This window comes from Pseudomonas sp. KH_040, assembly GCF_057839305.1.
In genome coordinates this window covers 3,289,386-3,304,219 of sequence record NZ_CM174487.1, presented here as the reverse complement: position 1 = coordinate 3,304,219, position 14,834 = coordinate 3,289,386, and the positions used below count along the sequence as shown (strand labels likewise).

Here is a 14,834-nt window from a genome sequence, read left to right as displayed (position 1 = left end):
AGTTCTATCATGACTGACCTTTTCAGACCTTTCGACCTTTCTGGAATCGCGCTGCAAAATCGCATTGTAATGGCGCCAATGACTCGCTCACGAGCGTCCAACGATGTTGCAGATGCGCTCACGGCGCTTTATTACACCCAGCGTGCAACGGCTGGTCTCATCGTTAGCGAGGGGACGTCCATTTCGCGGGAAGGCCAGGGGTATCTGTTCAACCCTGGGGTCTATAGCGCCGCCCAGATCAGTGGCTGGAAGCTGGTGACCGATTCAGTCCATGCGGTTGGTGGGCGTATATTCGCGCAATTATGGCACGTGGGGCGCGTCTCTCACCCTTCGATTCAGGATAACGGTAAGTTGCCCGTCAGCCCGAGCTCTAAACGTGCGAAAGACTCTACTGCATATGGTTACAACGAGAACGGTGAGCCGGATCGAGTTGCGCCTCCTGCACCGCGTCAACTAAGCACGGACGAGGTCGAACGCGTCGTTGAAGACTTCGCACAGGCTGCTGAAAACGCAATGAAAGCCGGTTTTGATGGCGTCGAAATTCACGGTGCCAATGGCTATTTACACGAGCAGTTTTTGAATCCCAAGGTCAACGATCGCACTGATAAATATTCCGCTGATCGGCTAGAAAACCGGCTGCGCTTTACAGTCGAGGTAATTGATGCGGTCGTTAAACGTGTCGGCGCAAACCGGGTAGGGATTCGAATCTCACCATACGGGCAGTTGTTCGATATGCCGCTTTATGATGGGATCGATGAGACGTACCTAGCACTCGCCGAAGAAATTGCTAAGCGCGATCTGGCCTACGTCCATGTGATGAACCAGGACAGTTTCGAACGGATTGATCGGGGAGTGCAGGGCAAGTCCGGTGGCGGGCTGTTTGCGTTGTTGAGGCAGATCAAGTCCAAGCTCAGCGGCACCGCTCTGATCTTAGCAGGTGGATTGAACCGTCAACGGGCTGAAGAATTGATTTCTGAGGGCTTGATTGACCTCGCCGGGTTTGGTCACAACTTCATCGGCAACCCCGACCTAGTTGCTAGGCTCAAAAACGGCTGGCCATTGACTCCTGCAGATCGCGACACTTTTTACGGCGGTGATGAGCAGGGCTACGTCGATTATGCGCCTCATAAGCAGTGAGAGTTTGGCACGCTAATCGGCTGTTCAGACGATTCGGTAATCTCGGCTTAACGGATTGAAAACTTCGGGTAGGCGACGCTGGGCTGTCAAACAGGCGTTTTAGTGTGCCTCGGGCCAACGATTGACGACTGTTGGTCAACTCACTTGCGATGGCGACCCTATATATCTATTCAGGCCCGCTCACTAGGATGGCGACAGGACACTCAGCCAAGCTAGCTCTCGCGTCACTGCACGCTAAACCGAGAGTCACTCTAAACCGGCGAGTTCCTAATAAATTCTAAGGAGAAACCCATGGCCAAAGCCTTTGCCTCGTCCAATGACACTGCTGAGAAAAAAGAAACCCTCGAAGTTCTCGCAGATGGCGTGTATGCCTATACCGCTGAAGGGGATCCGAACGTAGGAGCTTTCGAAGGCGAAGATTTTGTCGTTTGCTTCGACGCACGCGCTACCCCAGCCTCTGCTCAGATCTGGCTGGACGAGCTGCGTAAGCACACTAGCAAGCCCGTAAAATATCTGATATTGAGCCATTACCATGCTGTTCGGGTGTTGGGGGCAAGTGCCTTTAATGCTGAACATATTTTGGCTAGTACCAACACTGCCAAGCTCATCGAGGAACGCGGCCAAGAGGACTGGGATAGCGAGTTCGGTCGCATGCCGAGGCTTTTCAAGCAACCCGAAGGTATTCCCGGGCTGACTCGGCCGACCATGATTACTGACGACTACACCATTGATCTAGGTGGTGATCGCGGCAAGCTTGAAGTCAAGTTTGTTGGTCGCGGGCACACTGCCGGTGATCTTGTGGTGTGGCATGAAAAGAGCAAGACCCTTTTTGCTGGGGATTTGGTTGAAGCCGAGGCGGCTTTGTATACCGGTGATGCGTTCCATTACGACTGGTCAGGAAAGACATTGGATGCGGTAAAAGCGTATCGCTCCGAGTTCTTGCTGGGCGGACGTGGCCCTGTAGCAAAAACCGTGACTAACACTGATGCTGCCATTGAGCAAACACGCCACTTTATTCTGAGCATGATTGAAGAAGTAGAGAAAGTGCATCAGCGTGGCGGCTCTTTGAAAGAAGCTTTCGAGGCAACCCACAAAAAACTGAATGCGGAATATGGCCACTGGCCAATCTTTGAACATTGCCTGCCATTTGACGTCAAGCGTGTATGGGACGAATGCTCCAAAATCGACTGGCCAGTTATATGGACGGATAAACTCGACAAGGAAATTTGGGCTGAGTTGCAGGGCGATTAATCGCTTCTCATGCAATGTGATTAACAGTCTTTTGCATAGTTAATATGTATACGGTGTAAGTATCACGTTTCAACTGAAGCGAGCGGCTTCGGCCGCTCTTTTTTTGATGTCGAGCAGTTTGTGTAATCACCTAATGCCTAGCCGAAGATGGAATTTAACGGCGAGGTAACCTAAGGGAATTCGCTTCGTTGCAAACGTCACGCAATCATTAGGGCAATTAGAGAAAGCTTGTTGCGAATAAAAAACGTTAGTAATGGCAGGAATTGTGATGACCACTAAAGAGCAACACTTACACTATCAACCCGGCTTCGGAAACGAGTTTTCCAGTGAGTCCATTACAGGCTCGCTGCCGATTGGCCGGAACTCACCGCAACGTGTAGCCCACGGTCTCTACGCCGAGCTCTTCTCTGGCACTGCCTTCACAATGCCCCGGCATGAGAGCCGCCGTACGTGGATGTATCGCATACGCCCTTCAGCAGCCCATCCAACGTTCAAGTCGATCAATTCGCCGATTCCGCAAGCCAGTCTCGCTCCCGCTAATCCGAACCGACTGCGCTGGGATCCTCTTGATATACCAGTAGCGCCGACCGACTTCGTCGACGGTCTACGCGTGATGGTGGCTAACTCCAGTCTTGATCGACCGAGCGGCTCTACCATCTACCACTACCTAGCGAATCGCTCGATGGAGCGTGTGTTTTACAACGCTGATGGAGAGATGCTGATCGTGCCTCAGTCAGGTGGGTTGCTGATCACGACTGAGCTTGGGCGTTTGGAACTCAAACCGTTGGAAATCGCTGTAATACCACGCGGTCTGAAATTCAAAGTGGAGCTTTTGGAGCAATCTGCTCGCGGCTACATCGCCGAGAACCATGGTGCTCCTCTGCGTCTTCCAGACCTCGGCCCGATTGGTAGTAATGGTCTGGCCAGCCCTCGTGATTTTCTCACCCCGAACGCCTGGTTTGAACAGCCGCAAGCGCCTACTCGGTTAGTGCAGAAATTTCAGGGGAGTTTTTGGGAGGCCGAGCTTGATCACTCACCATTCGATGTGGTCGCTTGGCACGGCAATAACGTTCCGTACAAATATGACCTGCGTAACTTCAATACGATTGGCTCAATCAGTTTCGATCATCCTGATCCTTCAATTTTCACGGTGCTCACGTCTCCAACCAGCGTCGTCGGACTGGCGAATCTGGACTTCGTGATTTTCCCACCACGCTGGTTGGTGGCAGAAAACACCTTCCGTCCACCATGGTTCCACCGAAACCTCATGAACGAGTATATGGGCTTAATTGAAGGCGCGTACGACGCTAAAGCCGACGGCTTTACGGCCGGAGGGTCGTCTCTACACAACTGTATGAGTGCTCATGGGCCTGACGCATTGACCTCCGAGCGCGCAATGGCTGCTGATCTTGAACCCCAGAAACTGGATGGCACGATGGCCTTCATGTTCGAAACAAGCCAAGTCCTGCGCCCAACCGAATTTGCTCTCGCCAACCCTGCGCTGCAAAGCAACTACGACGCCTGCTGGGATGGAATCGCAAGTAATTTCGAGAGTAATGAATCCTTTCGAGGGAGCAGTAAATGAACAGTTGGATAGCTTCGGCCAATGGCCATCCTGATTTTTCCCTCGCGAACTTACCGTTTGGTGTATTCAGCATCCAAGGTGGTGAGCGTCGTACTGGCGTGGCAATAGGGGAATCGGTCTACGATCTGCAGGTGGCTCTAGATGCCGGCTTGCTCGTAGGCCCTGGAGAGCAGGCCGCGAAAGCAGCTGTTGGCGGCTCGCTCAATAGGTTCTTCGGGCTACCGCATGAAGACCGTCAGGCTCTGCGAGACAGGTTGATTGCGCTGTTGAGCATGGACGGAATCGAACTTGAGCTACAGCGCCAGTTGGGCGACCGCTTGGTGATCGATGCCTCCAAGTGTGAAATGCATGTGCCTGCTCGCATCCAGGATTACACAGACTTTTACGTAGGCATTCATCATGCTGAAAACGTGGGTAAGCTGTTTCGCCCTGATAATCCACTGCTGCCCAACTACAAGTACGTTCCGATTGGCTACCACGGGCGGGCATCTACCATCGTTGCTTCCGGTAAGCCTTTTGCTAGGCCTTCTGGTCAGATAAAACTTCCGGATAGCGATACGCCGATTCATGCGCCATCGCGTCGTTTGGATTACGAGCTTGAGCTAGGGCTGTGGGTTGGCAGTGCAAACGAGTTTGGAGATCCGATCAGCATCCGCGATGCACGCAAGCATATTGCGGGTTTCTGCTTACTTAACGACTGGTCTGCTCGCGATATCCAGGCATGGGAATATCAACCACTGGGCCCATTTCTTTCGAAGAGCTTCGCTTCGACGATTTCGCCTTGGGTGGTGACCATGGAGGCACTGGAGACTTTCCGTTGCGCACAGCCGGCGAGGCCTGCTGGCGATCCTAATCCTCTGCCTTACTTGCTAGATGAACAAGATCAGCACGCTGGCGCGTTCGATATTCGCCTTGAGGTGTTCCTGCTCACTGCTCGCATGAGGGAGGAGGGTACGGCGCCGTTTCTGCTCAGCGTCAGCAGCACCCTGAATATGTATTGGACGTTTGCTCAAATGGTTACCCATCACACGATGAATGGTTGCCAGCTCAATCCCGGCGATCTATTTGGCACGGGGACACTCTCAGGCCCTACTACCGAATCGATGGGGTCATTGCTGGAATTGACTGAGGGCGGTAAGCAGCCATTCACGCTTGCCAATGGTGAGACGCGAACGTTTCTGGAGGATGGTGACGAAATCATCTTCAAGGCTAGAGCTTCCCGAGACGGTATCGCTTCTATAGGTTTTGGAGAGTGCCGGGCTGTCGTGCTTCCCGCTCGGGAGAGTCGCCGGTGATTCTGTATTCCTATTACCGTTCAACCTCTTCATATCGAGTGCGAATCGCACTTGAATTGAAAGGCATCGCTCATCAGATCGAGCCAGTCAATCTGGTAAGAAATGGCGGTGAACATCATGGCGCTGCATATCTGGAAATCAATCCCCAGGGTCGAGTGCCGACGCTTATTGACGGTGATATTAGTATTCTGCAGTCGTCGGCCATCATCGAGTACCTAGAGGAGGTCTACCCAAAACAGCCATTACTTACCGGTAATGTGGCGAAACGGGCGTTGGCACGTTCGATTGCCAGCATCATCGGATGCGACATTCATCCCCTCCATAACGTTTCTGTTTTGAACAAGCTAAGAGCGGCGGGCCACGACGAAGAATTCGTCAATGCGTGGATTTTGGCCTGGATATCCGACGGATTCAAAGCGGTTGAAGCGTTGATTGGCAGCGACAGATGGGCCTTGGGTGATCGCCCCGGTTTGGCCGATGTTTACCTGCTACCTCAGATCTATGCTGCTCGCCGATTCGGTCTCGATGTAAGTAATACGTTCCCGAAAATCGCCCGAATCGAGCAACTGGCGGCGGAGCATCGTGCATTTCAGCGCGCCCACCCTGCTAGCCAAGTTGACTCCCCACCGTCGTAGAGATAACGACGAATTCTTACGTGGCCTCACAAAAATAATCGGATTGCCATGATGAATAACCAAATTGACGCCTTTCGTGCTGCACTTGATCAACGACCGCTCTCGCGGTATCAGATCCAAACACTTGTACTCCTGATTCTGTTACTGATCTGTGACGGATACGATGCGCAGCTATTGGGCTTTGTTGTTCCAACCCTTGCGCAAGAATGGGAAACGCCAAAAGCCGCATTTGGTGTTGTCTTTACCTGCAACCTACTTGGACTCACAGTGGGCTCGCTGTTACTAACCCCCTTAGCTGATCGCTTCGGCGTTAGAAAAACGCTTTTGAGCTGTGTACTGCTATTCGCTGGCCTGACGCTGTTGTCGGCTTGGGCTGATGACATCTACACGCTTGCGGTCATTCGCTTCCTTTGCGGAGTAGGAATGGGTGGGGCTATGCCAAGCGCTATGGCGTTGATGGCAGACTATGCGCCGCCTAGGATGAAGACGTTTTTCGTGACAATGGCTGCGGCCGGGTTCGCATTTGGTGGCGCCGTGGGCGGTTTCATCGCGGCAAGCATCATGCAAATTTACGGCTGGCATAGCATTTTTATTGTCGGTGGGGTCGCTCCTTTGTTATTGCTGCCCTTTTTGTATCTTTGGCTCCCTGAGTCGTTGTCCAGGCTGTTCAGCGCGAAGCACATGAGCGCTGCGCTGAGTAGCATGCTCGATAAATTCGTGCCGCAATGGACTCCCCCAGATCCTGTACTGGAGGATGGAAAGCCGCAGAAAGTAACCATTGTTGATCTTTTCCGTTACGGATATCTAAAGCCTACGATTTTTATCTGGGGCTCATGCATTGCCAGCTTTACTCTGCTGTATTTCACCGTCAGTTGGTTGCCGACTTTACTAAGAGATACAGGCTTTTCTTCCAGCACCGCGAGCCTTACAACATCTGCCTTCCTGGCATCAGGTACGCTCGGAGCTGTCACGCTTTCGTATCTAGCGGACAAGGTGAAAAGCAAAACCTGGTTGGTTGGTAAAGTCATGGCGGTGTGCGGTCTTGCCACGGCTTCAGTCGGTTTGGAGCATGGTAACGCTGCTTTGACGGTTCTTGCCGTTATGGTGGCCGGATTTTGCCTGATCGGTGGGTCGCTTACGTTAAATGGTGTAATCAGTAACTTCTACCCACCGCATATTCGTGCAACTGGAGTAGGTTGGGCGCTAGGTGTGGGTCGACTGGGCGCGATTTCAGGCCCTCTCGTTGGAGCCATGCTGGTTGCCATGCAAATTCCTTTTGTTGGCGTAATGTTGCTTGCTGCCATCCCTGCAATATTGTCAGGCATCTGCGCCGTTAGTATTGCTCACCCCGATAGTGGGGAAGCGAAAAAAATCGGAGAAGGGTTAGGCGCAAACCCGGTGCCTAAAGTTTAAAGAGCCAGCCCGCCACTCAGTAGCGGGAGATCATCACTTAACACACTCAGAAGACCGTGGCGCCTAGCCGTGCCACGGGTCTTAAATGTTCGGCTCAAATCTACTGTCAAAATTTTTGTGGTTTACATAGTTATATGCGTTAGGTGCTGATGTGCATGGACGGTTACTTGGCCCGGCACTGAAACCTGTTACCGCACCCTCTTCATTATAAAAACAATATTGAGAAGATATCATGTCCGTAAATAAGATCGCTTGCGCTGCATTGCTTTCGGTTGTTTTTTTTGAGGCTCGATCAGATGAAAACGGTTCCTCTGAATTTATTAATGACAGTAAGCTTACTATTGCCTCTAGAAACTTTTACTTTAATCGAGACTTTCGGCATGGAATGAGCAATGGCGCAGGCGCCAATGCTTTCAAAAGTTTGGATGAGCGAAATGGATATGCTGAAGAGTGGGCGCAAGGGTTCATGGCCAATTTTTCGTCAGGATTCACACCGGGTGCGATCGGCTTAGGTTTTGATGCCTACAGCTTTCTGGCATTGAAACTTGACAGTGGTGGTGGTCGAGCGGGAGTGCGTTTGACGCAGTTAGACAGTGATGGCGAGCCACGTGGTCACTTCAGCAAATCAGGTGGTGCTTTGAAGGTGCGGTATGGCGGGGGAGTGCTTCAATACGGAAACCTTTTTCCAAGCGTGCCTGTGTTGTCGGTTAACACCGTGAGGCTTTTTCCTAGCTCGGCTACTGGAGGAATGCTTGCATGGGATATCGATCAACTGCATCTGGATGCGGCGCATTTTGATGGGCAAGGGGGCGTCGATTCGTCGAATAATGACGATGACTTTACAACTGACTACGGTTTGCCCATTGCGATTAAGTCAGTTAGTTACGCAGGCGTGAAATATAATTTCGGAAAAGAATTAGAGGCTTCGCTCTACGCGTCTGAGGCAAAAGACACATGGAGGCAGTACTATGCAAATGGAAACTACACCCTTCCCATTGATCCCGGCCAGTCTATTATTCTCGATGCCAATTTATACCGTACGGTGGATGTTGGACGTCAACTGGCAAGTGTGATTGATAACACCACTTGGTCGTTATCAATGGCCTATAAATACCGAGCGCATACGTTCACGTTTGCTTATCAAAAGGTCAATGGTGACGAGCCGATGGATTGGCTGGGATTTGGTACGGCGCCAGGCGTCGTTACGCTAGCAAATGCAATTCAGTTCGCGACCTTCACTGAGCCGAACGAGCGCTCCTTTCAGTTTCGCTATGACATCGATATGGCGCCATTTGGAGTGCCGGGCCTTTCATTCATGACGCGTTATGCAACAGGGGACGATGTTAGCAATGGGGGCAGTCACAACACGTTCTATTCGCGCCGATACGTCTATCCCGAAGGCGATGACGTGCGCCATTGGGAACGAGATATCGAGGCTCGGTACGTCGTACAATCCGGCCCGGCCAAGGCACTTTCCATTCGTGTGAGACAGGCTACACATCGAGGATCGACCGGTTATCGATATGCCGATAACAACGAAGTTCGCGTCATTGTGGACTACCCAATATCTATCTTCTAAGGAAAGCTTCGCCGTAGCCAGCTGGTGGATTAGAGATATTGGCGTATTGTGAGACTGTTTTGAGCCGGGGCGACCACTCCGCCCATTGCAATCAGTGGTTTCGCCTTTGTATTCAGGCTCGATAGGAGCTTTGCTCATTTTTTCTGCGTAGCGCACTACCCAACTGTTGTAGGTGACGTACGCCAAATTAACTGGTGTGGCTGAATCCTGAATCTGCCTAAAAAGCCGCAGGTCACCGCAGTGCGGATCAGTCATCCTTGCGTATGCCTTCTGAGCATTGCTGGGTGCCTGAACGAACTCTCGTTCGATTGCGTTACAGTCTTTTTGCAGCCAATCAGAACCACAAATTAGGCGCCTGGAGAGGCTTAAAATTTCCTCAGCACGTCGATCTGGTAGGTCGAGTCGTAGGTTTCCATCTTTACGTCGTTTGTCACTTCGAGCCTTCGAGCGAGGTCAGATCACCATCTTGCTTAAGTATCCAGTCTCTAAACAAGCGCTCGAATTCAGTCGCCGTGATTTCGAAATTGGGACTCGCCATTGTTGGGAACATTCCGTTCCTTGTCTTTCAATCTGAATGGTAATCGTAGGACGGGTGTGCGGGGCAGGGGACAGCAGCATTTTAAGATTGTCGAATCCTTAAAATGGACTCGGTGATGGCTTGAGCATTTGTGTCCAGCGCCTCCATGGCCGAAATCGCATGAGCCGCAACACTTCCTACGCCATTTTCTGAGAGCCACTTCGTTATCTCTTCAATTGCTGCACCCAGTGCGTGCTGGTTGTGCAGGAGCAATGTCAGAGCGTCCGCAGTGGCAACTTTGTAGTTTGAGTTATCTGGCATAGCCGTTTTCCTTGAGAACAATCCACAGAGCCTAGTTCATCTCAGCGCTGGCTCAAACGGCGTGGGCAGATGAAAAGGCTTACCCAATATTTTTACAGAGGACTACCTACGCATAGCTGTGTCGGCAGCGGGCGGAAAGCTGCCATCACCACAGTCCGAGCTATGGCTATAAAACAAAAAATGGAATGGATAACCTTCACCGCCCCACTGCCGAGGTGCACGTCCCGACGGGAGAGGGACATTTTTTCGTGGTGACCAGCGCGAAGAGAACTGCCGAACTCAGACGGATTCCTCCGCCGGCAGCACGGTGATGAAGAGCCTGCGCCGATTATAGAGCTGCATGTTAAATCAAGCCCCCTGATCTCGACCTGTGATTCCGAGTGCTTCTTCAGTTTCGCTGTAATAGCGCCTTGTCGTATCACGGGCAACATGCGCACGATCGTTATACCTAAACTAAAACGCCATTTCCGTATTTTCGATTTAAAAATTGAGTGGTTTGGAGCGTGCACTAATTTGGAAAGTGCGCACCATTTCGAGCCGATCAGAAAATTTTCTAAATAAATCTGGGGGCGAAGTCACAAAAAACAAGAACTAAATTGGTGCGAAAAAAAATACTTTGACAGGGTGAACGGTGTTGTTACAAATTGCGCCGGGAACACATCGAGCTGAACGATGTGTTTCGATTGGAATTATTCCCGATACCTAAGGAAGGGTAAGTATGGCTGAAGCACCTTTTGAATTAATTGTTGAAGTTAAAAGTTCTCCTGGATTCCCACTAGGTCAATTGATATTGGCAATGGGTCTGGTTTTAGTTGGTGCGGGGCAGACACTTCTTTATGCATTGCTGGGGCCGGCTGCTCGTCAGATTGGGCTGTCCGATGTTCAAACGGGATCGATTGTCGCCATTTCCGCCTTTATACTTACTTTCGCTTCGCCCATTTGGGGAAGGGTGATCGACCGTTCAGGAAGTCGTCTCGTTTATTTGCTCGGTATGTTCAGTTACGCAGCGGGCTCATTGTGCTTTGCACTGGTTTTAAATGCTGGGATGAATTTAGCGTTCTCCGCACTAAGTGTGTTGGGGCTTTTGATTTTTGTGCGTGTTATTTACGCATCGATGACTGCCGGAATTCATCCAGCAGCGATGGCGAGCATCGCGATGGTCACTCCGAAAGAAAAGCGTCCCGCGAAGATGGGCCTAATGACTGCTTGTTTTGGGTTGGGGTCGACACTGGGGCCGCTTTTGGGCGCCGGCCTTGGAGGCTACGGATTGCTCTGCCCGCTGTACGTTGTTGCAGCTCTTGCCTTTTTGAATGTCCTGTTGGGTGTGTTTTTGTTAGACAGGCCAAATAAAAATCTTTCACCTGAAGTTGTTCATAAAACCATTGCATTGAACCTGTTCGATTCTAGAGTGATCGGAGGGTTGTTGGCTACCGTTCTGGTTTATGTAGGCTTTTCAGCCCTACAACAGTCTATCGCCTTTCATGTCCAAGATACATTGCATTTGAGCGCAGCTGAAACTGTAAAACAAACAGGAGTTGTGGTGTTTGGGCTTGCCGTAGCAATGGTTGTGACTCAATTGTTTATAATTCAGTATTTTAAACCAGGCCCGCTCAAAGCAATTTCTATCGGTGGTGCACTTGCATTTACTGGTCTTGCATCAATCGCATTTGGCGCTGTCACGATTCAGCAGATTACGGTGGGGGCGTCTCTCGCAGGGGCTGGATTTGCGTTTTTATTTCCCGGTCTTCAAGGAAGTCTTTCGAGTTCTGTGACAGAGTCAGAGCAAGGAAGTGTTGCTGGACTTTCGTTTGGGGCAGCGGCGCTGGGATACGTGATCGGCCCATTAATCGGGACGTCGCTTCTTGCCGTGGGTTATGGAACCACGTACTGGTGTGCCGCCATACTCGTATTGATTGGCGTGCTGATCGCTATGGTTAAAGTTCGTAGCTACTAAGATTTATTCTGGATCGCCGCCTACCTAGGTTGCGCGATTATTGGTTGCGATAAAGTGTCGCGTTGTTCTTGAGAATTATAATAAGAGGATGTGTGTCCAGATGCTTGGGTGCCAAATCTGTAGCATAGGTGAAGTTGTAAGGATGTGACCGTAATAGCAAGCGTGCTCTTTACTTAATAAGGATATCTAAACTCATGCAATCTATTAGTTTGATTCAGAATGGCAGTTCCCTCGCAAGGAATTTTGAAATTGTAATGCGAGCGGCGGAAACCAAGCCAGCCAAGGCAGCAGCGGAAACGAAGCCGGCCAAAGCGGCGGCGGAAACGAAGCCAGCCAAGGCAGCGGCGGAAACCAAGCCGGCCAAGGCTGCGGCAGAAACCAAGCCAGCCAAAGCGGCGGCAGAAACTAAGCCAGCCAAGGCAGCGGCAGAAACTAAGCCAGCCAAGGCAGCGGCGGAAACCAAGCCGGCCAAGGCTGCGGCAGAAACCAAGCCAGCCAAAGCGGCGGCGGAAACGAAGCCAGCCAAGGCAGCGGCAGAAACCAAGCCAGCCAAGGCTGCGGCGGAAACCAAGCCAGCCAAGGCAGCAGCGGAAACGAAGCCGGCCAAAGCGGCGGCAGAAACCAAGCCGGCCAAGTCCGCGGCAGAAACCAAGCCAGCAAAAGCTGCTGCTGAACTTATGTCGGCTCGCATAGCCGCATAAGTAAGCCCTTACGAATACCTGAGTAAACCAATTGTCTTGAACTTACGACACCGCGCAAGTTTTCTTGCGCGGGTTTTATTCCTGAGGTGACGAATGTCTAAGAAGGCCCAGTTTTTAAGTGAGCGAGTAACCAAACTAAAGTTTTCCTATGAAGCGCTTGAGCCTATTCGTGCTTTGTATAAAGATTTCCTAAATGATTGTCTGCCGGATGATATTGATATCGGGGTGAAAGCCCATGAGGATTACAGCGAGGAGTTCGAGGGTGTAAGCATGCGCTGGTATTTTGCAAAGTCTGAACGAGCTATAGCTCTATTTCGGGAGGTGCTAGATGGTTGCGAACTCCACGTGGTGAGAAATATCGTGGGGGATAAGGCTGAAAAAATGAGAGTGCTCCAGGCAAACATTATTGAAATAACAGGAAGCTATCCTACCGGTAGGTGGCACTCCGATTTCACAGATGAAGGCCTGAGATTAAATCAAAGTGCAACCGTGCTCACACCGTTGTTAGATTTTAAACCTCATTTCGGGGGATTAGAAACCACTGCTGTGCTTCGAGGCGAGTCGCTAGATTTCGATGAGCGTTCGACAGTCCATACGTACTCTGAGGGCGAAGCCATACTATTTGATGGCACCGGCACAATTCATCGCACTCAGTCTTACAAGGCTAATTCAAAAGACAAGAGGGTGCTTGTGTGCTGGCAGCTCGGTGAGGTCGACGAGACAATGATTCCTGTGTTTGAACGTATTGGCGAAAAAAATGGCGACCCAATGTTCATGCATGAACATTCTGTCTAATTTCCATAGGATGACAGAGGGCAACCTTTTTATTTCGGTGAGTTCAGCTCGGCAATACTTCAGTTCGACGAACGCACCTTTGAAAAGCGGGAGCTATCCCTGCTCACCATTCATTCGGGCAAAGCCTGGCTTAAGAGGTATTTTTAAGCCGGGCTAAACCCTGTTTGATGTACCCGGCGTTTTCACCGATGGCCCACAAAGCGCCGCGAGCATTGTCCCCGATTTCAGCGCTACCTTGGGCTTCTACATGAAGCGCCAACTCCATCAAAGTCGCCTCTAGCGCGAGCTGATTCTGATACATCCTTTCCAGCACGTCGGACAACGAGTATTCGCCGGCCATTTTCTTTCTCCTTTGCTTGGATCATCGGCATATCCGTTGCGGCACGACCTAGGGTATCAAGCGCATCTCGCGTAGTGTGTCGAACACGTCGAAAAATGCCTGATCGCTCGCCTGGTAGGCAGTGAAGCCCATTGCACGGCTTTTCGACATATCAGTGACCACTTCGATAGGTCGACCGAGGTCAGCATCGGTGTGCCATGGGGACACCAGGCGATCAATATCCGGTTCTTTCAAACCGTGTTCCGCAACCATGTTCGTCCATACGGCTTGATCGTCAGCCATCTGCTTCTCTAGAGGGGAAGGTGACGCAGGATAATCGGCAGCAGGCAAGTCGAAGTAGTCGGCAATGCGGCTCCACATCCATTTCCAACGAAATACATCGCCATTGGTGACGTTGAATGCCTGGTTAGCTGCAGCCGGCGTGGTGGCCGCCCACAGTTGTTGTTTCGCCAACTGCCGGGCATCCGTCATATCGGTAAGGCTGTCCCACTGCACTCTTGATCCTGGAAACACAAAAGGGCGACTGGTTTGTTTGCAAATTGAGGCATAGACGGCGAGGGTGGTTGCCATGTTCATCGCGTTGCCTACGGCAACCCCGGTGACGGTATGCGGGCGATGAACGCTCCACGTGAAGCCGTCGTTTTCAGCAGCGGCGAAGAGCTCGTCCTCTTGGGCGTAATAGAAGTTCTCGACATCCAGGCGACCCTGCTCTTCGCGGAAGGGTGTTTGCGGAAGGCTGCCTTTTCCATACGCTTCGAACGGGCCGAGGTAGTGTTTCAGGCCAGTGACCAACGCTACATGCTCAACGCTCTTGGCCGGGCGAATAGCGGCGAGCACATTACGTACCATCGCGGCATTAACCCGAATGTTCTCGGCCTCCGTGGCTTGCCGTGACCATGTGGTAATGAACACATGAGTGGGTTTCAAATCCGCCAGCGCATGTTCCAGCGAAGCGGGATCCTGAAGGTCTGCCGCGACAGGTATCACGCCTTGCACTTGCGACGGGTGCCTCGATAGCGCGGCGACCTGCCACTTGTTGTCGATGAGTAACTGAGTGATGGCGCTGCCGGCGAGGCCGCTGGCGCCCACGACCAAAGCTGTCTGGGTCATACGTTTCTCCTAGATTTAGGTTTGGGAGTTCCTATAAGCAACGGAGGTTCAACCTAAACCGGATGCGTATGAGCGTCTTTTGTATGCGATGCATATTACTCGGATGAAATAACCGTTCGCTATTGCCCACCTTAGAGTTCTGGCTGACCAAGTGATCTTTGTTTGGCTATAAAAGGCGGCGTAATAGGCTCCATTCATTGA

At 51.4% G+C, this 14,834-nt stretch carries 13 protein-coding genes; 10 read left to right on the top strand and 3 right to left on the bottom strand.

Annotated elements, in window-relative coordinates; genetic code table 11:
• Positions 1 to 9: 9 nt before the first annotated feature.
• From AC3IUF_RS14800 to AC3IUF_RS14770, 7 genes are all read left to right on the top strand, one after another.
• Positions 10 to 1,137: an alkene reductase gene (locus AC3IUF_RS14800; protein ID WP_489281528.1), complete on the top strand. Its 1,128-nt coding sequence runs from the start codon at positions 10 to 12 to the stop codon at positions 1,135 to 1,137.
• Between the two features lie 291 nt (positions 1,138 to 1,428).
• Positions 1,429 to 2,388: an MBL fold metallo-hydrolase gene (locus AC3IUF_RS14795; protein ID WP_489281526.1), complete on the top strand. Its 960-nt coding sequence runs from the start codon at positions 1,429 to 1,431 to the stop codon at positions 2,386 to 2,388.
• A 268-nt stretch (positions 2,389 to 2,656) separates the two neighbouring features.
• Positions 2,657 to 3,973 (top strand): homogentisate 1,2-dioxygenase, encoded by a 1,317-nt coding sequence (gene hmgA / locus AC3IUF_RS14790; RefSeq protein WP_489281525.1) that lies wholly within the window; start codon positions 2,657 to 2,659, stop codon positions 3,971 to 3,973.
• On the top strand, positions 3,970 to 5,268 hold the full coding sequence (fahA, locus tag AC3IUF_RS14785) for a fumarylacetoacetase (protein WP_489281523.1): 1,299 nt from the start codon (positions 3,970 to 3,972) through the stop codon (positions 5,266 to 5,268). Before hmgA ends, fahA begins: the two co-directional genes overlap by 4 nt.
• Positions 5,265 to 5,903, top strand: coding sequence for a maleylacetoacetate isomerase (maiA, locus tag AC3IUF_RS14780; protein ID WP_489281521.1), 639 nt, complete (start codon positions 5,265 to 5,267; stop codon positions 5,901 to 5,903). The genes fahA and maiA overlap by 4 nt, the downstream gene beginning before the upstream one ends.
• Before the next feature lie 51 nt (positions 5,904 to 5,954).
• Positions 5,955 to 7,316: an MFS transporter gene (locus AC3IUF_RS14775; protein WP_489281519.1), complete on the top strand. Its 1,362-nt coding sequence runs from the start codon at positions 5,955 to 5,957 to the stop codon at positions 7,314 to 7,316.
• Positions 7,317 to 7,548: 232 nt separating this feature from the next.
• Positions 7,549 to 8,895 carry an OprD family porin gene (locus AC3IUF_RS14770; RefSeq protein WP_489281517.1) on the top strand — a complete coding sequence of 449 codons (1,347 nt, stop codon included), beginning with the start codon at positions 7,549 to 7,551 and terminating at the stop codon, positions 8,893 to 8,895.
• 619 nt (positions 8,896 to 9,514) lie between these two features.
• Here AC3IUF_RS14770 and AC3IUF_RS14765 read toward each other — a convergent pair.
• Complete coding sequence (locus tag AC3IUF_RS14765; protein WP_489281516.1) at positions 9,515 to 9,733, bottom strand: hypothetical protein; 219 nt, start codon at positions 9,731 to 9,733, stop codon at positions 9,515 to 9,517.
• 718 nt (positions 9,734 to 10,451) lie between these two features.
• Here AC3IUF_RS14765 and AC3IUF_RS14760 point away from each other — a divergent pair.
• From AC3IUF_RS14760 to AC3IUF_RS14750, 3 genes are all read left to right on the top strand, one after another.
• Positions 10,452 to 11,687, top strand: a complete 1,236-nt coding sequence (locus tag AC3IUF_RS14760) for an MFS transporter (protein WP_489281514.1) — start codon at positions 10,452 to 10,454, stop codon at positions 11,685 to 11,687.
• A 194-nt stretch (positions 11,688 to 11,881) separates the two neighbouring features.
• Positions 11,882 to 12,388, top strand: a complete 507-nt coding sequence (locus AC3IUF_RS14755; protein ID WP_489281513.1) for a hypothetical protein — start codon at positions 11,882 to 11,884, stop codon at positions 12,386 to 12,388.
• A 93-nt stretch (positions 12,389 to 12,481) separates the two neighbouring features.
• A complete protein-coding gene (locus AC3IUF_RS14750; protein WP_489281511.1) occupies positions 12,482 to 13,183 on the top strand; it encodes a hypothetical protein in 702 nt (233 codons plus the stop codon).
• Between the two features lie 130 nt (positions 13,184 to 13,313).
• On the opposite strand, the gene AC3IUF_RS14745 is transcribed toward AC3IUF_RS14750, so the two are convergent.
• Both AC3IUF_RS14745 and AC3IUF_RS14740 read right to left on the bottom strand, forming a co-directional pair.
• Positions 13,314 to 13,523, bottom strand: a complete 210-nt coding sequence (locus AC3IUF_RS14745; RefSeq protein ID WP_489281509.1) for a hypothetical protein — start codon at positions 13,521 to 13,523, stop codon at positions 13,314 to 13,316.
• A gap of 48 nt (positions 13,524 to 13,571) precedes the next feature.
• On the bottom strand, positions 13,572 to 14,633 hold the full coding sequence (locus AC3IUF_RS14740) for an SDR family oxidoreductase (RefSeq protein WP_489281507.1): 1,062 nt from the start codon (positions 14,631 to 14,633) through the stop codon (positions 13,572 to 13,574).
• Between the last annotated feature and the right edge of the window lie 201 nt (positions 14,634 to 14,834).